Source organism: Falsiroseomonas sp. HC035 (genome assembly GCF_050563525.1).
Taxonomy (GTDB): Bacteria; Pseudomonadota; Alphaproteobacteria; order Acetobacterales; family Acetobacteraceae; genus Falsiroseomonas.
In genome coordinates, this window is record NZ_JBNXUN010000006.1 from 104,198 (window position 1) to 124,541 (window position 20,344).

Here is a 20,344-nt window from a genome sequence, read left to right on the forward strand (position 1 = left end):
CACCCATCGGACAATTTCGTATCATTTCAGAGTTGCATCCGCCAGATGCGCCAGCGGCCGGAGACCGGCGCCGGAAGCCGCGCCATGGCGTTCCGCATCGCCGCGTTGTCCTCCAGGATCCAGGAGATCTCGAGGCGCTTCCAGCCGCGCCGCCCGGCGATGCCGATCGCTTCCCGCAGCAGCGCCCCCATGGCGAGCGCCGAGGCCGGATGGCCGCGGAAGCGGGACGCAATGCCGAGCATCGGGATGCGGGCCGAACCGACCCGGCCGGCCAGGGCGCCCGCGAGCGGGACCCAACCGAAGGGCAGCAGCCGCCCATCCGCCGGCATCGCCGCCGCCAGGTTCGGCACCACGGCGACCAGCCCGACCGGCTCGCGGTCCCAGTCGGCGAACACCACCTCGCCGCTCCACAACAAGGGGCGGAGCAGGGAAGCAAGTCCCGCGACCTCGGCCGGTCGCAGCGGCACGGCACCCCAGTTGCCCGCCCAGGCGTCGTTGTACAGCGCGGCGATGCGCTCGACTTCCGTGGCGTAGTGGCGCCGGTCCATCGGCCGCAGGCGCAGCCGAGCCATGTCGGGTGCGCGCCGGATCGCCAGCGCGGCGAAGCGGACGGAATGCCGTTCCTCCGCCACGTCCAGCGTGCAGGCCACGACATCCTGCGCCGGCTCCAGCCCGGCCGCCTCCAGCATCTCCGGCAGCCAGTCCGGGGTGCCGGGCATGCGCAGCATTGGCGGGCGCTCGTGGAAGCCGACCTGGGCACCGACCTCATGGTTGATGGTGAAGGACAGCGGGCCGAGCATCTCCGCCCGGCCCTGCCCCGCGACCCATTGACGCACCGCCGCCAACAGCGCGGTGACCAGCGCCGGGTCCTGCTCGGCACACAGGAAGCCGAAGGTGGCCGGTGCCGTGGCATCATCGGGCACGCAGGCGGCGATCCGCCCCACCGCCAGCCCGTAGCGATAGGCGACGAAGCGCATCACCCGGTGGTCGGCCAGGAAGCCGAAGCGGGCCGGATCGAACATCCGGGCTTCCTCGAAGGCCAGCGGCACGGACCAGCCGAGCCCGCGCAGCCGGGCCGGCAGGGCGTGGAAGGCGCGTGCCTCCGCGTCCGTCGCGACCTGCCGGATACCGGAGAAGATCACCCGGCGAGGTCGGCCGGCGCGATCCCGTCGGTCGCCGTGACCAGCGCCGTCACGGCGTCGCGCACATCGTGTTCGGAATGCTCGGCGGACAGGAAAAAGCGCAGCCGCGCCAGCTTTTCCGGCACCGCCGGGAAGACGATGGGCAACGCGTTGACGCCGAGGTCCAGCAGCGCGGCGGAAACCCGGATGGCGCGCACCGAACTGCCCAGTACCACCGGCACGATGCCGAGGCCCTGGGAGGTGCCGGTATCGAAGCCGCGCGCCCGGCACAGATCGCGGAACAGGGTCGCATTGGCCTGCAGCTTCGCGACCCGCCACGGCTCCTCGGTCATCACGTCCATCGCCGTCGCCGCCGCGGCCGCCAGCGCCGGCGGCAGCCCCACCGAATAGACGAAGCCGGGTACGGTATGGCGCAGCCAATCCACCAGGTCGCCGCGCGCCGCGATATAGCCGCCGCAGGCGCACAGGGTCTTGGACAGCGTGCCCATCCAGATGTCGATCTCGGCCGGGTCCACACCCGCCGCCTCGAACACGCCACGCCCGGTGGCGCCGACCACGCCGAGGCCGTGCGCGTCATCCACCATCAGCCAGGCATCGTGCTGGCGGGCGATGCGCAGCAGGCCGGCCAGGTCCGGCACATCGCCGTCCATGGAATAATGCCCCTCGACCAGCAGCAGCGCGCGCCCGGCGCTGCGCCGCACCGCCGCCATCTCCTTCTCCGCCGCGCGGATGTCGTTGTGCGCGAAGGATACCCGCCGCGCACCGGACAGGCGGGCGCCCTCGACGCAGGAATTGTGGATGGCGGCGTCGTGCACGATGACGTCGCGCGGGCCCATCAGGTGGCCGATCACCGTGACGTTGGTGGCATGCCCGCTGACAAAGGCGAGCGCGGCCTCCTGGCCGTAATGGGCCGCCAGCCGCCGTTCCAGTTCGGCATGGATGGGCCGTTCGCCGGACACCAGACGGGACGCGCTCGCGGAGATGCCATAGCGCGCCATCGCCGCCCCGGCCGCCTGGTGCAGCCGCGCATCGCCGTTCAGGCCGAGATAGTCGTAGGAGCCGAAATTGATGGTGTCGCGGTTGCCGATCAGGCTGTGCGCGCCGGCGCGGCCCTCATGGGCGCGGAAGAACGGGCTCTCGATGGCGAGTGCGCCCATCGCCTCCCGCATCAGGCCGTAGTCGCGCAGCCCCTGGATCGCGCCGAAGCCGCGCTGGTCGGAGGCGGCCTGCGCCTCCTGCCCCTCCCGCCGCCGCGCCAGGCGCTGCACCAGTGCCAGGCGCGCCGTGTTGGAAAGACCGAATCCCAGTCCGCGACTCATGCCGTGATGCCGAACCCCCGTTCGCCTATTCGGCCGCCTGAACGGCATCCACGCTCGGCTCGAAGGATTCCATCAGGGTGGAGATGGTCACCTCGTCGCCGGCCGGGGCCAGGGCGGCTTCCGCGATCTGCCGCGCCAGGGCCCCCACCGTCAACTCCTCCGTCAGGGCCGCCAGCGCCACCTGCACACCGAGCCGCTGTTCCAGCCCGCCGCGCAACTCCAGCGCGCCCAGGCTGTCGAGGCCAAGGCCCGTCACCGCCGCCTCCGCCGGCACCGCATCCGGCGGCAGCCGCAGGATGCGCGCGATCTCCTCCGTCACCAGGCGCAGGATCACCACCTCCGCCTCCGCCCGTGGCAGGCCGGGCAGCCGCGCGCGCAGATCCTCGGTCGCGGCCGGGGCCTCGGTGCCCGCCAGCGCCGCAAGCATCGGCTCCGCCATGATCGGCAGGGCAAGCCGGCCCTCCCCGGTGGATAGTCGCACCAGCAGCGGCGCCGCTTCCCCGGCCGCCAGCAGCGCCGGCAGGGCGGACAGCGCGGCCTCCGCCGCCATGCCGGCGACGCCGAGGCGGCGGTTCAGCTTCTCCGCCTTCTCCCGGTCATCCGCCAGCATGCCGACATCGGCAATCGGCCCCCAGGCCACGGCGAGCGCCGGGCGACCGGCGGCGCGGCGGCGGCGGGCCAGCGCCTCCAGCGCCGCATTGGCGGCGACGTAGTTCGCCTGGCCGGGATTGCCGAAAGCCGTGGTCGCGGAGCTGAACAGCAGGAACAGCGTCAGCGGATCGCCCGCCGTCAGCCGGTCCAAATTCTCTGCCGCCTGCAACTTCGGCGCCAGCACGCGGCGGAAGCGCGCAGCGTCCATCGCCGTCGCGGCGCCGTCATCCAGCACCGCCGCGGCATGCACCACGCCGCCGATCGGCCGCACCGCGCGGATTTTTCCGAGGGTCGCGGCCAGCGCCTCGGCATCGGTCGCATCGCAGGCGTGGATGGCGGCGCGGGCGCCGAGCACAGCCAACTCGCGCAGCGCATCGCTGTCCCCGGTTCCGCCGTGGCGTCCGATCAGCGCCAGATGCTTCGCACCCTGCCGGGCCAGCCACCCTGCGGCGGCCAGGCCGAAGCCGCGGGTGCCGCCGACCACGACGATGGTCTGGTCCGCGGCCGGCGCCCAGGCGGCCGGTGCGGCCGGGCGTTCGATCGGCGGGCGGATCACCAGCTTGCCGATATGGGCGGAGGCCTGGAGCGTGCGGAACGCCGCCTCCACCTCATCCGGCCCGAACAGCGCATGCGGCAGCGGCCGCAGCGAGCCATCCTGCAACCGGTCCCGCATCTGGCCCAGCAGCCGCGCCGCCTGGGCCGGGCGGGCGCGCGGCAGCTCGTCCACATCCACGGCGAAGTAGCTGGCGTTGCGGCGCAGCGTGCGGATCGGCGCGCGGCGGTTTTCCACGTAGTCCCGCTTGCCGAGTTCGACGAAGCGGCCGAACGGCTTCACCAGCCCCATCGAACGTTCCATCGCCTCCCCGGCCAGGGAGTTGAGCACCACGTCCACGCCCTCCGGCCATACGGCCCGCAGCTGGTCGGCGAAGCCCGGGTCGCGGCTGTCCAGCACCAGTTCGGCACCCAGGGCGCGCAGGAAGGCGCGCTTGGCCGGGCTGCCGGCGGTCATCGCGATGCGCGCGCCGAGCGCCTGCGCCACCTGCGCCGCCGCCAGCCCCACCGCGCCGGCGCCGCCATGGATCAGCACCGTCTCCCCGGCCTGAAGGCCGGCGCAGGTCTCGAGCGCATGCAGCGCCGTCATGAAGGCGACCGGGATGGTGGCGGCCTCGACCGGGTCCAGCCCCTCCGGCAGCGCCGCGATCGCCTCGACCCGGGTGATAACGCGCGCCGCGAGCGCACCGGGCGCGAAGCCGAACACGCGCGTGCCCGGGCGCAGCGCCACGCCGGCCCCGACCGCCTCCACCACGCCGGCGCATTCCATGCCGAGGGTGGGACCGGCGAAGCCCGCTTCCAGCACTTCCTCCGGCAGTAGCCCCTGCGCCCACATCAGGTCGCGAAAATTCAGCCCGGCGGCCTCGACGCGCAGCGCGACCTCGCCCGGCCCCGGCCGGCGCTGCTGCGCCGCCTGCCAGGCCAGGGACCCGAGCCGGCCGGGCTGGGCGATGCCGAGCGAAAGCGGCCCGCCGGGCGGCGACGGGGCCAGGCCGGGTTGCAGCCTCGGCACCAGCCGCGCATCCGGGCCCAGCGTCACCTCCGGCTCCGCCACGCCGTCCTGAGGCGCCTGGTCGAGTTCGGCGGCCAGCCGGCGCGCGGCGGCTTCCGGCGCCAGGCCCGGCGCCAGGTCGATGCGGCGCGGGTGCAGCGCGGGCATCTCGTTCGCCAGGACCCGCGCCAATCCGACCAGGGCCGCGGCTTCCGGCACGTGGCGTCCCTCGGCCGGCTGCTGCCCGCCCTGGGTCACCAGCACGAAGCCGTTGGCGGTGCCGCCCGCGGCCTCGGCCAGCCGGGTCACGGCGGCCAGCGTCTCGGCCAGCGCCGTTGCCTCGGGCGCGGCGAGAACCAGCAGGCGGGTAGCGCGAAGATCTTTCGGAACGTCGCCCAGCGGCGCACTGTCGACCTGCGCGCCGCGCCGCAGCAGCCGCGCGGCCAGCGCCTGGGCAAGCGGGGCGGAGGCGGCATCGTGCAGGATCAGGCTGCGCGGCGGCGCCGGCGGCGCGGCGGCCGGTGGCGGCGGTTGTTCGGCAGCCAGCAGCACGGCCGGCCAGGGCGCGCAGCCCAGCGGTTCCGCCAGCGTGGCCCGGAAGCCGGCTTCGGCCAGCCGGCCGAGCCACAGTGCCGCATCCGGCAGCGCCCCGCCGGCCGAGCCACCCACCGCGTCCGGCCCCAGCCCAGTCCACCAGGCGGGGTCCTGGCCGCAGGCGAAGGTCCAGACCCGACCGGGCAGCGGTTCCACCAGCAGCAGCGCGCCGCCTTCCGCCAGCGCCGGGCGTAGTGCGGCGGCCAGGGCGGAACCAGCCCGTGCGCGGGCCGCCGGCGCGAGCCCGATGACGATATCCGCCACCAGCGGCGGCGGCGCCTCGGCCAGGGACATCGCCAGCGGGTCCCACACCACGCCGCGGATTTCGCTGCCGGCCGGCATCCCCTGCGGCAGTTCGGGCAGCGCGACGCGCCCCTCTCCGGCCGCGACATAGACCAGGGCGCGGCCGAGCGGCGCCAGCCGCGCCAGCACGCGACGCGCCAGCACGCCGTTCGCGGTGCCGACTTCCAGGATACGCAGCGGCCGGGTTTCCGGCCAGGCTGCGGCCAGGGCGCCGACGGCCGCCGCCAGCGCTTCGGCCAGCCGGGCAAAGCCCTCGCCCTGCGCCGGCGGCGGTGCCGGGTCGCGCCGCAAGCCGCGCAGCGCCTCCGGCAGCCGTTCCGCCGCCTCCGCGATCCAGGCGAGGTCAAGTGCCAGGCCCGGCTGCTCGGCCAGCACCGAGCGCCAGATCTCCGCCGCCTCCGGCAGTGCGCTGTCGGGCAGCAGGCGGATGCCGCCCGCGCCCCCCTTCGCCACCGCCTCCGCCGCGCCATCCTCGACCAGGGCACGGCGCAGGAAGGCCTCGTAGGCGGAGGCCTCGGCCGTCCCGTGCAGGGCGTCGTCGGCGGCATAGAGACCCTGCGCGGCGGCGGCGACATGCGCTTCCAGCAGCAGGGCCGCTTCCGTCAGGTCGAGCCCGGCCGCCGCGGCGCGCGCGGCCGCCACCGCCGGCGCCAAGGCCGGCGCAGGCGGCGGGCCCTCCGCCGCCGGGGCCAGCCCGATGCGGTAGGCCCAGTCGAGCGCCGCATCGGCGTTGGGCAGGGCGAAGCGCTGGAACACCGCATCCTCGATGCGCGCCACCACCTGGCCGACCGCATCGCGCAGCACGATCCGGGCGGTGGCGGAGCGCACGCCGCGCCGCAGCAGCGTCACCTCCGCCGCCACTGCCGGCGCCCCGCCGGGCTGCGCCACCAGCCGTCCGAAGCGCACCGGTACCAACCCCGTGCCGGGCGGCGGCGGGCTGTCGGCCAGCAGGCCGAACAAACCCTGCATGGCGCCGTCCAGCCGCGAGGGGTGCAGCAGGAAGCCCGCATCCGGCGGAGCACTGTCCGGCAGCACCAGGCGGACGCGAAGCTGCCCGGCCAAGGCGGTCGGAACGACCGTCTCCACCGCGGCGAAGGCCGGGCCGTAGCTCAGGCCGAGGCCGGCGGCGACCTGGCGCAGCGCCGCGCCGTCCATCGGGCGCACCTGCGCCGCGTGACCCGGCTCGGGCTCCGGCGGCAGCAGCGCGGCGGCGGTCGCGGCGCGCAACTCGCCCTCCGCATGCAGTGCCCAGGCTTCCTCGGACAGCCGGCGGCGGCCCTCGATGCGGAACAGGCCGGCGGCAGCCTCCAGCGTACAGCGGAACTCTCGCGCCCGGCCCTGCTCCAGGGTCGCGGCGCGCAGGATGCGGAACTCCGCCACCTCCAGCACCGCGGCTTCGGGAAAGCGGGTGCGGGCGGCGGCGAGCGCCATGTCCAGCATGGCGGCGGCCGGCAGCACCGCATCCGGGCCGAGCCGGTGGTCGGCCAGCCAGGGCATCTCCTCGGTGTCCAGCGACCGCGACCACACCCCCGGCTCCCGCCGGAAGCCGAGCAGCGGATGATCCTGCTCCGGATCGATCATGCGCACCGCCTCCACCGTCCCGGCATACCAGGCGGGCTTCCGGTCGAAGGGCGTCAGCGGCAGCCGGATGGCGGTAGGTCCGGCGAAGGCCGGGCCGCCGCGCGGGTCGGCGCCGGCGGCGAAGGCGCGGTCGGCGATCCCGGGGAACGGGTCGGCCCCCTCCGCGTCGCGCCGGCTGAGGCTGACCAGGTTCGCCGCATCGACCGCAGCCGCCCGCGCCGTCTCCCGCAGGTAGGACTGCAGCACCGGGTGCGGCCCGATTTCCAGGAACAGCCGCGCGCCCTGCGCGATCGCCGTCCGCACCGCCGGCTCGAACCGCACCGGCTGGCGCAGGTTGCGCCACCAGTAGACCGGGCCGGCCGCCTCCGCCGCCAGCAATTCCCCGGTCACGGTCGAGACCATCGGCACCCGGCCGGGCTGCGCCGCCAGCCCCAGCAGGTCCGAGAGAAGACCCTCGCGCACGCCATCCATGGCGGCGCTATGAAAGGCGAAATCGAGGTCCAGCGCCTTGCAGGCGAGGCGCCGCGCCTCCGCCGCCACCTGCACCTGTTCCAGCGCCGTGGAGGATCCAGCCAGCGTCACCGCGGCCGGGCCGTTCAGCGCGGCGATCTCCACCTGCGCGGCGAGGCCGAGCTCGGCCAGCAGCGCCGCCGCCTCCGCCGCGGTGGTGTTCAACGCCACCATGCGGCCCTGGCCGCGCGTCAGCTGCTGCTGGCGGGACCTTGCCACCACCAGCCGCGCGGCGGCGGGCAGGTCGAGCATCCCGGCGGCATGGGCGGCCGCGACCTCCCCCACCGAATGGCCCAGCACGATGTCCGGCCGCAGGCCCTCCGCCGCCAGCGCCCGCAGGCTGGCGACCTGGATGGCGAACAACAGCGGCTGCGCCACGTCGGTATCGGCCAGCGCCGCCTCGGTCACGCCCGCGCGCAGGCGCGCCAGCGGCGACCAGCCCAGCAGCGGTGCCAGGGCCGCATCCACCGCGCGCATCCCGGCGCGGAACGGCGCGGACTGCGCCAGCGCGGCGCGTGCCATGCCGGCGTGCTGCGCGCCGTTGCCGCTGAAGACGAGGCAGAGCCCGCCGGTGGCCGTCGCGATGCCGTCCGTCGCACCCTCCGGCCGGTCGCCGGGGCGGCGCCAGGCGGCGATCCGCGCGGCCAGTGCGGCGCCATCCGGCGCGCGCAGCGCCAGCCGGTGCGGGTGCAGGTCGCGCTGCCGCGCCGCGCCGCGAGCCAGAGCCGCGACCTCCCCAGGCCCTGCCGCCGCGACCCGCCTTTCCCACTGCGCCGCCAGCGCGGACAGCGCCGCGGCGGACCGCGCCGAGATCAGCAGCGGCGGCATGGGCCCGGCTTTCGCAGGCCGCGCCACCCGCGCCGGCGCCGGGCCGAGCAGGACGGAGGCGTTGGTGCCGCCGAAGCCGAAGGAATTCACCCCCACCACCGGCTCGGCGATCTCCGCCATCGCCTCCAGCGCCGCCGGCACGCGGATGTTCAGCGTGTCGAAATCGATGTTCGGGTTGGGCCGGCCCTGGTGCAGCGTCGCCGGGACCTGCCGCTTTTCCAGCACCAGCAGCGCCTTCAGCAGCCCGGCGACGCCCGAGGCCGGCTCCAGGTGCCCGATGTTGGACTTGATGGAGCCGACCGGCAGCGGCGCCGCGCGGCCAGCCGCCGCCTGCCCGATCGCCCAGGCCTCCACTGGATCGCCTGCCTGGGTGCCGGTGCCATGCGCCTCGAAATAGGCCAGCCGGTCCGGCATGACGCCGGCATCCGCCATCACCTGGCGGATCAGCTTCGCCTGGCTGTCGCGGTTCGGCAGCGAAAGCCCGATGCTGTGGCCGACGGCGGATACGCCGCTCGCCAGGATCACGCCGCGGATCGCATCCCCCGCCGCCAGCGCCGCGTCCAGCGGCTTCAGCAGCAGCGCCGCCGCGCCTTCCGCCCGCACATAGCCATCGGCCTCCGCCGCGAAGGCGCGGCAGCGCCCGGTGGGCGACAGCATCCCGGCGCGGGAGAAGCCGACGAAGGAAAAGGGCGTGAGCAGCATCTGCACGCCCGCCACCACCGCCGCCTCCAGCCGCCCCTCCGCCAGCGCCCGGCAGGCAGCGTGCAGGGCCACGAGGGAGGAGGCACAGGCGGTATCGATGGTCTCCGCCGGTCCGCGCAGGTCGAACACGTTGGTCAGACGGTTGGCCAGGATCGACAGCGCGTTGCCGGTCATGAAGTAGCGGTCGGCGGCGCTGTGGTCGAACAGCTGCAGGTCGCCGTAGTCGGTCGAGGAACCGCCGACATAGACGCCGACCTCCCGCCCGGCCAGCGCCGAGGCGGGGCAGCCGGCATCCTCGAAGGCCTGCGCGGCGACCTCCAGCAGCAGGCGCTGCTGCGGGTCCATCTCCGCCGCCTCGCGCGGGGAGATCCCGAAGGCCGCGGCATCGAAGGCCCGCGCATCGCCGATGCTGCCGGCGGCGAAGGTGTAGCTGCGGCCGGGCTCGCCGCGGCGCGGGTGCAGGAAGGCGGCCTGGTTGAAGCGGTCCGCCGGCAGCGTTGAAACCGCATCGGTGGCAGTGGCCAGCAGCGACCACAGCGCATCCGGGTCCGCGGCTCCGGGCAACCGGCAGCCCATGCCGAGGATGGCGATGGGCGTGGCGGGGCGATCCGGGGCCGCCCGGGAGGAGCGGGCGGATCTCATCGCAGGTTCAGCCTCGGAGTCGGGGGTTCATGGCACGCCCTCGTCGCGGCGGCCGAGGCTGGGCACCGCCATCTGGCGCTGTGGCGCGGCAACATCCCGCGGCTCGGCCGGGCGGTGCAGAAGGTTGTGGAACAGCCGGTCCACCTCGAGGAAGTGGTCCTCCCAGGTGGGCGGCCGCCAGTTCGTCATTCGGCCCAACTGGGCGCGGCGGCTGGCGCTGTCCGGGCGGGCGTAGTCGAGCACGGCGGCGCGCCACGCCATGCCGTCCAGCGGGTCCAGGTAGTCCGGCACCTGCCGCCCCACCTCGCGCAGCGCCGGCAGGTCGGAGGACAGCGCCGGCACGCCGAGGGCCAGCGCTTCCGCCAGCGGCAGGCCGAACCCCTCGGCGAAGGATGGAAACAGCAGGGCGCGCGCGCCACGCAGCAGGGACGCCACCTCGCGGTCCGGCAGCGAACCCGATTCCCGCACCAGGCCATCCAGGGCGGAACATCGCTCCAGCATGTCCAGGATGTTCTCGTTCTCCCACCCACGGCGTCCGACGACGACCAGGCGCGGCGCGGCGCCGCCCAGGGTGTTCGCGAATTGGCGCCACAGGTTCAGCAGCAGCAGGTGGTTCTTGCGCGGCTCGATGGTGCCGAGCGCCACGAAATAGGGCCGCAGCGCCACCGGCGGCGCATCGACGGAAGGCGGCGACACGCCGAGGGGCGCGACCGAGATCAGCGGCCGGTCCTGCCGCGCCGCCAGCCAGGGTGCCAGTTCCACCGCCGTCGCCGCGGAATTGACGATGATGGCGTCCGCCAGGGCGGCCGTGGTGATGATGCGGCGCTTGTGCGTCTCCGCCTGGCCGGCGCGGGCGAATTCAGGATGCACAAGGGGGATCAGGTCGTGGATCAACGGCACGAAGTGGCAGCCGTTGCGCCGCATGCCGGCGATGCGGCCCGGCCGTTCCAGCGCCCGGTGCGACACCAGCAGGAACGCCTTCGGCCCGGGCCGGCGCAGCGCCTCGTTCAGCGCGGCGCGGCCGAAGGGCAGCGCAAGCCGTGCACGTCGGGCGGCACCACTGGCCAGCCGCGTGCCACTCTCCCAGCTTTCCTCCAGCGCCACGACAAGCTCACGCACCAGGGAGGTCGGCAGGGCGGAGAAACCCAGCAGCGGGACCTCGGCGATGAAGGTGCACGAACCCGCCTCGCCGGAAGCCCAATGCCGGGCATAGGCCAACTCAACCCGATCGATCCCCGAAGGCGCCGGCCGGTTGGCCACGGACAGGAGCCTGGAAACGTCGAGGAAGACCTGCACGCTGAGCAATCTCCTCGCTCTGCCCTGCCGGAAGATTGCCGGTGAGACGACCCAGATGGACGCACACGGCGCCGTGCGGTGTGCAGCGCAACAATGACCAGTATCGTATGCGCCGATGCCTCACAAGTGTGTGTTGTTTATCGCTCTGGGTCAATCTCTTTTTTTCAACGCAATCCGGAACGAAGTCTGAATGCGGGGAGGTTCCAGTCGAGCCTCAGCCCTGGTCCGGACGAATGACGTTGGTGGCGAGGCCTTCCACCAGCACGTCGCGCATTGTCTCGGCGCTTTTGCGGCGAATATCGAGCCAGGCCTCCGGCGTGTGGAAGGCGCTGTGCGGCGTGATGACGACGCGCCCAAGCAACCAGGGCTCCCGCGCCCGATAGGCCGCCAGCAGCGACGGCACGGGCTCCACCGGCGGTTCCACCGGGATGACGTCGAGCCCGGCACCGGCAATGCGGCCGGAGCGCAGCCCGGCCTCCAGTGCCGCGATATCCAGGCTGGTGCCACGCGCGGTGTTCACCACCACGGCGCCTTCCGGCAGCCAGGCCAGCTCGCGCGCCCCGATCATGCCGCGCGTCTCCCGCGTATCCGGCGCGTGGATCGACAGCACGTCGGCGCCGCGCATCAACTCCTCCAGCGTCCGGCACCGGGTGATGCCCAGCGCGCGGTCGACGCCGTTCGGCAGATGCGGGTCGTAGAAGCGGACCTTGAAGCCGAAGGCCTTGGCCCGCAGCGCCACCGCCGTGCCGATCCGGCCGAGGCCGACGATGCCGAAGCCCTGCACCTCCGCCCGCCGGATCAGCGCACTGTCGACGTAGCGCCAGGGTGCGGGCGGGCTCGCGCGCTGCAGGTCGTGATGCAGGAACAGGCCGCGCCGCAGGCCGAGCGCCAGCGAGATGGCGTGGTCCGCGACTTCCTGCGTGCCGTAGTCCGGCACGTTGCAGACGGTGATGCCGCGGGCGGCGCAGGCGGCGCGATCCAGGCGGTCGTAGCCGACCCCCATGCGAACCACCACGCGCAGCTTCGGGAAGCGGGCGATATCGGCGGGGCGCAGCCAGTGGCGGAAGATCAGCAGGCCATCGACCTTGGCACAGAGATCATCGGGCAGCGCATCCAGCGAGCCGTCATGCGGCGCGCCGCCATGGAGGATCTCGACGCCAGGGCCGAACACCTCCTGCTCCAGCAGCGTGTCCGGGTACATGCCCTCGGGTTCGAGGACGGTCAGTTGCGCCACGATATGGTTTTCCCTCTGCACCTGCCGTCCGGGTTGCAGGACGGCGGCGCATCCTTGCCCTTGACGCAGCGAGGGGGCAACCGGGGCGGGAAGATGGGGCGGGCGCTGCATCGCAACGCCCGCCCGTCCATCACGCCGGCTTTAACTGCGCCACCATCCCCGCTTGCGCGGCAGGTCGGCCACGGCACCCTCGCCGAGCACGATCGGCGCGACGGGCGGCGCCACCGTGGGCTCGATGGGTGTCGCTGCCTCGGGCACCACGACTGGCGCCACGACCGGCGCCACGACCGGCTCGGACAGCGCCGATTCGGCCGGTGCCTCCGGCTGCACCGGCGCGACCGGCTCGGCCGTCGCAGGCTCGACCGTCACGGCTTCCACCGGATCGGCTTCCGCAGGCATCGCCGCGACCGCGGCGACCTCGGTGGCCGGCGCCTCGACCATTGCGGCCGGCACGGGTTCCGCCACCGGGGCAGGCGGGGGCGGTGTGGCGCGGCGCGTCGTCACGGCGCGCTCGGCGGCCTGCTCGGCCGCCTCCATCGCCATGAAGATGTCGTCCATGTGCCCGGCGAAGGGGTCCGCCGGAGTCGGCGCACGACGCGGTGGCGGCGGGGCCTGCGGCAGGGTCGGCATCGGCGCCGCCATGGCAGGGGGCTGCGTGGCCTGGTCCGCTTCCGCGGCCGCCTCGCCTTCTTCGCGCCGGCGCCGGCCGCCGCGGCGGCCGCGACGACGGCGGCGGGCCGCCTCGTCCTCCTCGCCCTCCTCGACGGATGCGTCCGGCACAGCCACGTCGGCCGCGGCCTTGGCTACGCCCTCCGGCGCATCAGCCGCAGCAACGCCCTCGGCGGCTTCCTCGCCGTCCTCGCCCTCATCCTCAGCGGCACCGGACTCAGTCGCATCGGACTCAGTGGCATCGGGCTGGCCCGGCTGGCCCTCGACCCCATCGCGACGACCGCCACGGCGGCGGCGGCGGCGCTTGCGGCGCGCAGCCTCGCCCTCGGCGCCCTCGGCCGGGCGCTCCGACCTCGCCTCGAGGACGGACTCCTGCTGCGGGGAGGCCTCCTCCGGCAGCGCCTCCGGCTCCAGCTCCTCGATCTCCGCCGGCTCCTCGGCGAAGTCCTGGGTGGTTTCGGGCGCGTAGTCCATGCGCAGCGCGGAGGGACGCTCCGGCATCGCGTCCGGGTTGGCGGCGCGGGTGCGTTCGATGCGCAGCGCCGGCGGGATCAGCGTGTCGTCCGGCTGCACCATCACGCGCATGCCGAAGCGCTGCTCGATCTGGCCGAGCCGCTCCCGCTTCAGGTTCAGCAGCCACAGCATGACGGGCATGGCGACATGCACCACGATCTCGGCGGCGCGGCGCTTGGCGCCTTCCTCCTCGATCGCGCGCAGCACCTGCAGCCCGCTGGATTCGACGCTGCGAACCAGGCCACGGCCCTGGCAATGCGAACAGGCGACGTAGGCGTGTTCCACGACCGAGGGCCGCAGCCGCTGGCGCGACATCTCCAGCAGGCCGAAATGGCTGATCCGGCCGACCTGGATGCGCGCGCGGTCCTGCTTCAGCGCTTCCTTCAGCCGGCGTTCGACCATGGCGTCGTTGCGCGACGATTCCATGTCGATGAAGTCGATGACGATCAGCCCGGCCAGGTCGCGCAGGCGAAGCTGGCGCGCCACCTCGTCGGCGGCTTCCAGGTTGGTGCGCAGCGCCGTGTCCTCGATGTGCCGGTCGCGCGTGGCGCGGCCCGAGTTCACGTCGATGGAAACCAGCGCCTCGGTCTGGTTGATGACGATGTAGCCGCCCGACTTCAGCTGCACGTTCGGGCTGTGCATGGCATCGAGCTGTGCATCGACGCCGAAGCGGGCGAACAGCGGCACGCCGTCGCGCACCGGCTTGATGCGGTTCACATGCTGCGGCATCAGCATGCGCATGAAGTCGCGGGCTTCCTGGTAGGCGTCCTCGCCCTCGATGTGCACGTCCTCGACATCCTTGCCGTAGACGTCGCGGATAGATCGCTTGATGAGGTCCGCTTCCTCGTAGATCAGCGCCGGCGCGGTGCTCGCGAAGGTGCGTTCGCGGATGTTGTCCCACAGGCGCAGCAGGTACTCGCAGTCCCGCTTGATCTCGGGCTTCGGCCGCTGCGCGCCGGCGGTGCGGACGATCAGCGACATGCCCTGCGGCAGTTGCTGTTCCTCGATGATCTCGCGCAGCCGCTTGCGGTCGCCGGCGGAGGTGATCTTGCGGGACACGCCGCCGCCGCGCGGCGAGTTCGGCATCAGCACGGAGAAGCGGCCGGCGAGCGAGATGTAGGTGGTCAGCGCCGCACCCTTCCCGCCGCGTTCTTCCTTCACCACCTGGACCAGCATGATCTGGCGGCGCTTGATGACCTCCTGGATCTTGTAGTGGCGCAGGAAGCGCGGCGGGATGCGGCGTTCGCGCGCATCGTCCTCGGTGCTGCCGCCGAGCGATTCCGGCGGCGGCGCCTCGGAATTGCCGACGCTCTCCACATCATCATCCTGGCGCGACCGATCCCGGTCACCACCGCGGTCCCCGCCCCGCTCGCGGCCACGGCCGCGGCCGCCGCGATCCTGGCGCCCGCGGCCTTCCCGGCTGCGCTCGCGCGGGCGGCCCTCGGGGGTACCTTCACGCGCCACGGCCTCATCCTCGGAGCCGTTCTCCTCGCCGGCATCGTCCGCGTCGCCGGCCTCACCCTGCGCCTCGGCTTCGCTATCCTGCTGGTCGCGCGCCGCGTCCAGGTTTTCCTGGCGCTCCGCGGCCAGTTCGGCCTCCTCGGCGGCATAGCGCGCCTCGGCCTCGATCGGGGCTGCCACCGGCACGCCGTCCTCGGGCAGGGCGACGCCTTCATGCGGCACCGTCGCCTCGGCGGCCTCGGCCTCCAGCGAGGCGAGGTCGGGGGCGGAGACGCGCTCCACCTCGATCGCCATCGGCATGGCGGCACCGGAATCCTCCGGGTCGCCCGATTCGAGCGCCTCGGTCAGCGCGGCGTCGCCGTCGCGGGCGGCCTCCTCGGCCTCCTCGCGTTCCTGTTCCTCGCGCGCCTCGGCCTGCTGCATCTCGATCAGGCGCTGCCGGTCGGCGACGGGCAACTGGTAGTAGTCCGGGTGGATCTCGCTGAAGGCGAGGAAGCCGTGCCGGTTGCCGCCGTATTCGACGAAGGCGGCCTGCAGGCTGGGTTCGACCCGCACGACGCGGGCCAGGTAGATGTTGCCCTTGAGGGGCATCTTGTTCGCCGACTCGATGTCGAAGGCTTCGAGCCGGTTGCCATCCAGCACCACCACCCGTGTCTCTTCGGGGTGGGATGCGTCGATCAGCATGCGCTTGGTCATGGAGGAGGGGACTCCGCACCGCGCTGGCCAGGGTTGAACCCGATGGGCCGGCTGCGGCGGCAGGTGGTGGCGGGGCCCGTGACGAGGCGGATCGGCGGCAGGAAATCACCCATGCGGCGGCGATCCGGTCCTTGTCGCGGCGGGCCGGTCCCGGGCATGGCCCGGGGCGACGACCCTGTTGGGTTCAGTGGGATCGATGCGCCAGGGAAATCCCTGGCAGACCGGTCCCGGCGGGCGCGCCTCGCGCTGCCCCGGAAACCCTTCGGCCGACACGCCCCGGGCCCTGCGCCAATCGGGGCGCGGAAAGCCAAGTCTGGGGCGCCGGTCGCAGGCGCAATCGGGCTGGCGGCAGTCCTGCTGGCGCATCCTGTCCCACGCATCCACGCGAGGGCGAACGGAATGGCCGCACAGGATCCGCGCCGGCGAGGCCTGCATCGCGGCACCTGGCGAAACGCGGCAGCGGGAACGGATCCCGAAGCCATGCCAGGCATCCGGCCTGTCTCCCGCAACCTTGCCTGCCGCGGTGACGCGGGCGAAGGCGAGGCCGTGGGCGGCCGTACGACACGCAAACCCAGCCGGCGGCGTCTGCCACCGGGGCAGGTCACCATAGGCGGCCCGTCCCCACTTCACAAGGCGCCACACCGGACGCCACCGCTGATCTCATCCGCCGTCTGAACCCGCGCTGGCAAGCACCGGGCGGGATGTGGCATTCTGCCCGCGGGTCCGGCACCGGGGGGTGGTCCGACCCGCCGCATCCGGCCTTCGGAGGCGGTCCTGTACCCGGAACCAGGGGTCCGCACCATGTTTGGTCGCCGCGCCTTGGCGAGTCTGCTTCTCGGCCTCGCCGCCTTGCCGAAACCGGCCGGCGCCGCCGTCACCGGCGCGACGCTGGAGGCCGATGGCCCGGTGACCCGGCTGATCCTTGCCGTGCCGGATGGCGCCACCTGGCGTGTGGTCGCGGCGCGCAGCCCGAACCGCATCCTGGTCGAACTGCCCGGCCGAACCTGGCGCATCCGGTCCAGCCTGCCCGGCGCCGGGCGGGTGCGCGCGGCACGGCTCGAACGCGGACGAATGCGGCTGGACCTTTCGGCCCCCGTCGCGCTGCGCAGCGCGCAGGCCTCGGGCGGGCGGCTGGTGATCGAGTTGGAGCCCGGCACCGCCGCCGGCTTCGCCCGCCTCGCCGCCGGCGGACGTGCGATCGCGGAGGGTGGCGGCCGCACGAGCCTGCCGCTGGTGGTGCTGGATCCCGGCCATGGTGGCCGCGACCCCGGCGCCATCGGCCGCAGCGGCACGCAGGAAAAGCGCGTGGTGCTGGCCGCCGCGCAATCGCTGCGCCGGGTATTGGAATCGGGCGGCCGCTGCCGCGTGGCGATGACCCGCACCAACGACCGCTTCGTGCCGCTCGCCGGCCGGGTGGAGTTCGCCCGGCGGCGGGAAGCCGCGCTGTTCGTCTCCCTGCACGCCGACAGCGCGCCTGGGGCCCGCGGTGCCAGCGTCTATACCTTGGGCGAGTCCTCGGACCAGCTCGCCGGCGCCCTGGCGCGGCGGGAGAACCTGGCGGACCGGGCCGGCGGGCTTCGCCTGCCGCCGGTGCCGCCGGAGGTCCAGGCCATCCTGATGTCCCTGGTCCGCGCCGAGACCCGCATCGGCAGCGCCCGCATGGCGCAGCAGGTGGTGGCGGAACTGCGGCCGGACGTGCCGCTGCTGCCCAACACCCACCGCCAGGCCGGGTTCATGGTGCTGAAGGCGCCGGACGTGCCGGCGGTGCTGGTGGAGATGGGCTTCCTGTCCGACCCGAGGGACGAGGCGGCGCTGCGCCGGCCGGAGCACCGGGCGAAGCTCGCCACCGCGCTCGGCCGCGCCATCCATGGCTGGCTCGACCAGCGCCAGCACACCGGACACCCGATGGGCCACCCCTCGGGAACAAGCCTGGGATAGCGGCAGGGCCCTGGCAGGGGCCTCGCCGCGACACAAACTAGAGGATGCCGCTTTGTTGCGGGGCAGCATCCGGCGCTTGGCATGTGCCGCCTGCGGCGAGACAGTGTATGGGGAGCCCATGGACACCCACGACCTCCGTGCCGAAGGCCCCCTGGTCGGCCGCCGCCCTGCGAATGCCAGCCCGGAGCCCGGCACCACCCCGCCGCGACCGCCGAAGCCCCCGAAGGCGCCAAAGAGCCCGCGCCGGCGCGGCTGGTTCGGCGGCACGCTGGGCTTCCTGTTCAAGACCGTGCTGGTGCTGACCGTCGCCATCGGCCTGACCGGCGCCGGCGCCGCCTACGCGCTGTACCGCTCCGCCGCCGCCGAATTGCCGGACTACCGTTGGCTTGCGGACTACCAGGCGCCGCAGATGAGCCGCATCTACGCCGACGACAGCCGCCTGATGGCCGAACTGGCGCAGGAACGCCGCGTCTTCGTGCCGATCGAGGCGATTCCCCAGCGCGTGCAGCAGGCCTTCATCTCGGCCGAGGACCAGCGCTTCTGGACCCATTACGGCGTCGACCCCATGGGCATCGCGCGCACCGTGGTGACCAATCTGGAACAGCTCGGCTCCGGCCGGCGCATGGCGGGTGCCTCCACCATCACCCAGCAGGTCGCCAAGAACATGCTGGTCGGCAACGACCGCACGCTGATGCGCAAGGTGCGGGAGGCGATCCTGGCGCTGCGCATCGAACAGGCGATGCCGAAGGCGCGCATCCTCGAGATCTACCTGAACGAGATTTTCCTGGGCCAGCAGGCCTATGGCGTCGCCGCAGCGGCGCAGAACTACTTCAACAAGTCGCTGGACGAGCTTTCCCTGGCCGAGGCGGCCTTCCTGGCGGCGCTGCCGAAGGCGCCGAACAACTACAACCCCTCACGCTTCCCGGAAGCCGCGCGCGGCCGGCGGGACTGGGTGATCGACCGCATGGCGCAGGACAACGCCATCACGGTGGCGGACGCAACCCGCGCCAAGGCGGACCCGCTGGAGCCGCGCCCGCAGCGCCGCCCGGACGTGGTTCCGGTTGGCCAGTACTTCACCGAGGAAGTCCGCCGCGAACTGGTGGCGCGCTTTGGTGCGGACCAGACCACGATGGGCGGCCTGGTGGTGCGGACCTCGCTCGACCCGATCCTGCAGGCGGAGGCGGAACGCTCCCTGCGCGATGGCCTGCTGGCCTATGACCGCCGCCGTGGCGGCTGGCGCGGCCCGGTGGCGCGCATCTCCGCCAGCCCGACCGAATGGTTGCCTGCGTTGCAGGCGCAGGCCCGCCCGCCCGGCGCCATGCCGGAATGGCGCGTCGCCGTGGCGCTGGAAGTGCGGGACCGCGAGGCGCGCATGGCTTGGCTGGAACGCCCCGCCGGCGGCGCCGCCGCGCAGCCGCGCACCGGCACCCTGAACTTTGCCGAGATCTCCGGCTGGGCGCGCCCGGTGCGCGATGGCCGCGTCGGCGGCGCGCCGCGGCGGATGCAGGACGTGCTGGCACCCGGCGACGTGGTGATGGTGGAAATGCTGCCCGCCACCGCCGCCGAGGGCCGTACCCCGGCCCGCCCGGAACGCCTGACGCTGCGCCAGATGCCGGAGGCCGAAGGCGCCGTGGTGGCGATGGACCCCAACACCGGTCGCGTGCTGGCGATGGTCGGCGGCTGGTCCTTCGAGCGGTCCTGGTTCAACCGCGCCACCCAGGCGCAGCGCCAGCCCGGCTCCTCCTTCAAGCCCTATGTCTACCTGGCGGGGCTGGAGGCCGGCATCCCGCCGAACCAGCTACTGCTGGATGCCCCGGTCGAGCTGATGACGCCGCAGGGCATCTGGCGCCCGGGCAACTACGGCGGCGGCGCGCCGCAGGGCTGGGTCACCATGCGCAGCGCGCTGGAGCGCAGCCTCAACCTGGTGACCGTGCGTCTCGCCCAGCAGGTCGGCATGCCGGCGGTGGCGGAAGTGGCGGCGCGCTTCGGCGTCATCCCGAACATGCCGCGCGTGCTGGCGATGTCGCTCGGTGCCGGGGAGACGACGGTGCTGCGGCAGGCGGCGGGCTATGCCAGCTTCGTCAATGGCGGGCGGCAGGTGACGCCGACGCTGATCGACAGCGTGCAGGACCGGCTCGGCCGGCTGGTCTGGCGCACCGATGCACGCGAATGCGCGGCGTGCTCCACCGAGAATGGCGGCAGGCCGCCGGAGCTGACCGAGACACGCCGGCAGGTGACGGACCCGGTCTCCGCCTTCCAGATGACCAGCATGTTGCAGGGCGTGGTGCAGCGCGGCACCGGCGCGCGGGCCGGCGCCGGGCTGAACCGGCCGGTGGCGGGCAAGACCGGCACGACGGACGACTTCAAGGACAACTGGTTCGTCGGCTTCACGCCGGACCTGGTAGTGGCGGTGTGGGTCGGCTTCGACGATCCGCGCAGCCTGGGCAGCGGCGAGACCGGCGGCAGCAACGCGGCGCCGATCTTCCGCGACGTGGTGGCGGCGGCGCTCGGCGACAGCCCGCCGATTCCGTTCCGCGCCCCGCCGGGCGTGGCGCTGGTGCGGGTGCAGACTTCGAACGGCCAGTCGATCTTCGAGGCGTTCAAGCCCGGCACCGAGAACAGCGCCCGCCCGCCGGTGGACCCGCTGGCGCCGGACAGCCCGGGCACCGCGGCGGCGAGCGCCGACAGCAATCTGGGTGGTTTGTATTGAGTTTGCTGCCCT

8 protein-coding genes are annotated in these 20,344 nt (G+C 73.7%); 2 read left to right on the forward strand and 6 right to left on the reverse strand.

Annotated elements, in window-relative coordinates:
* Positions 1–26 precede the first annotated feature (26 nt).
* From ACLF3G_RS14810 to ACLF3G_RS14835, 6 genes are all read right to left on the reverse strand, one after another.
* A complete protein-coding gene (locus ACLF3G_RS14810; protein ID WP_430670156.1) occupies positions 27–1,142 on the reverse strand; it encodes a GNAT family N-acetyltransferase in 1,116 nt (371 codons plus the stop codon).
* On the reverse strand, positions 1,139–2,461 hold the full coding sequence (locus tag ACLF3G_RS14815) for an aminotransferase class I/II-fold pyridoxal phosphate-dependent enzyme (protein WP_430670157.1): 1,323 nt from the start codon (positions 2,459–2,461) through the stop codon (positions 1,139–1,141). The genes ACLF3G_RS14810 and ACLF3G_RS14815 overlap by 4 nt, the downstream gene beginning before the upstream one ends.
* A 25-nt stretch (positions 2,462–2,486) precedes the next feature.
* Positions 2,487–9,815 (reverse strand): SDR family NAD(P)-dependent oxidoreductase, encoded by a 7,329-nt coding sequence (locus ACLF3G_RS14820; protein ID WP_430670158.1) that lies wholly within the window; start codon positions 9,813–9,815, stop codon positions 2,487–2,489.
* 27 nt (positions 9,816–9,842) lie between these two features.
* On the reverse strand, positions 9,843–11,111 hold the full coding sequence (locus tag ACLF3G_RS14825) for a glycosyltransferase family 4 protein (protein WP_430670159.1): 1,269 nt from the start codon (positions 11,109–11,111) through the stop codon (positions 9,843–9,845).
* A 214-nt stretch (positions 11,112–11,325) separates the two neighbouring features.
* Positions 11,326–12,345, reverse strand: a complete 1,020-nt coding sequence (locus ACLF3G_RS14830) for a C-terminal binding protein (RefSeq protein ID WP_430670160.1) — start codon at positions 12,343–12,345, stop codon at positions 11,326–11,328.
* A gap of 141 nt (positions 12,346–12,486) precedes the next feature.
* Positions 12,487–15,684 carry an Rne/Rng family ribonuclease gene (locus ACLF3G_RS14835; RefSeq protein ID WP_430670161.1) on the reverse strand — a complete coding sequence of 1,066 codons (3,198 nt, stop codon included), beginning with the start codon at positions 15,682–15,684 and terminating at the stop codon, positions 12,487–12,489.
* A gap of 819 nt (positions 15,685–16,503) precedes the next feature.
* Here ACLF3G_RS14835 and ACLF3G_RS14840 point away from each other — a divergent pair.
* Positions 16,504–17,622, forward strand: coding sequence for an N-acetylmuramoyl-L-alanine amidase (locus ACLF3G_RS14840; RefSeq protein ID WP_430670162.1), 1,119 nt, complete (start codon positions 16,504–16,506; stop codon positions 17,620–17,622).
* A 118-nt stretch (positions 17,623–17,740) separates the two neighbouring features.
* On the forward strand, positions 17,741–20,332 hold the full coding sequence (locus tag ACLF3G_RS14845; protein ID WP_430670163.1) for a penicillin-binding protein 1A: 2,592 nt from the start codon (positions 17,741–17,743) through the stop codon (positions 20,330–20,332).
* Positions 20,333–20,344: the final 12 nt, after the last annotated feature.

What these genes read in the sequence shown, in the direction of transcription:
- ACLF3G_RS14815 (WP_430670157.1), bottom strand. Translation starts at nt 2,461, where the DNA reads ATGAGTCGCGGACTGGGATTCGGTCTTTCCAACACGGCGCGCCTGGCA.
- ACLF3G_RS14820 (WP_430670158.1), bottom strand. Translation starts at nt 9,815, where the DNA reads ATGAGATCCGCCCGCTCCTCCCGGGCGGCCCCGGATCGCCCCGCCACG.
- ACLF3G_RS14835 (WP_430670161.1), bottom strand. Translation starts at nt 15,684, where the DNA reads ATGACCAAGCGCATGCTGATCGACGCATCCCACCCCGAAGAGACACGG.
- ACLF3G_RS14845 (WP_430670163.1), top strand. Translation starts at nt 17,741, where the DNA reads ATGGACACCCACGACCTCCGTGCCGAAGGCCCCCTGGTCGGCCGCCGC.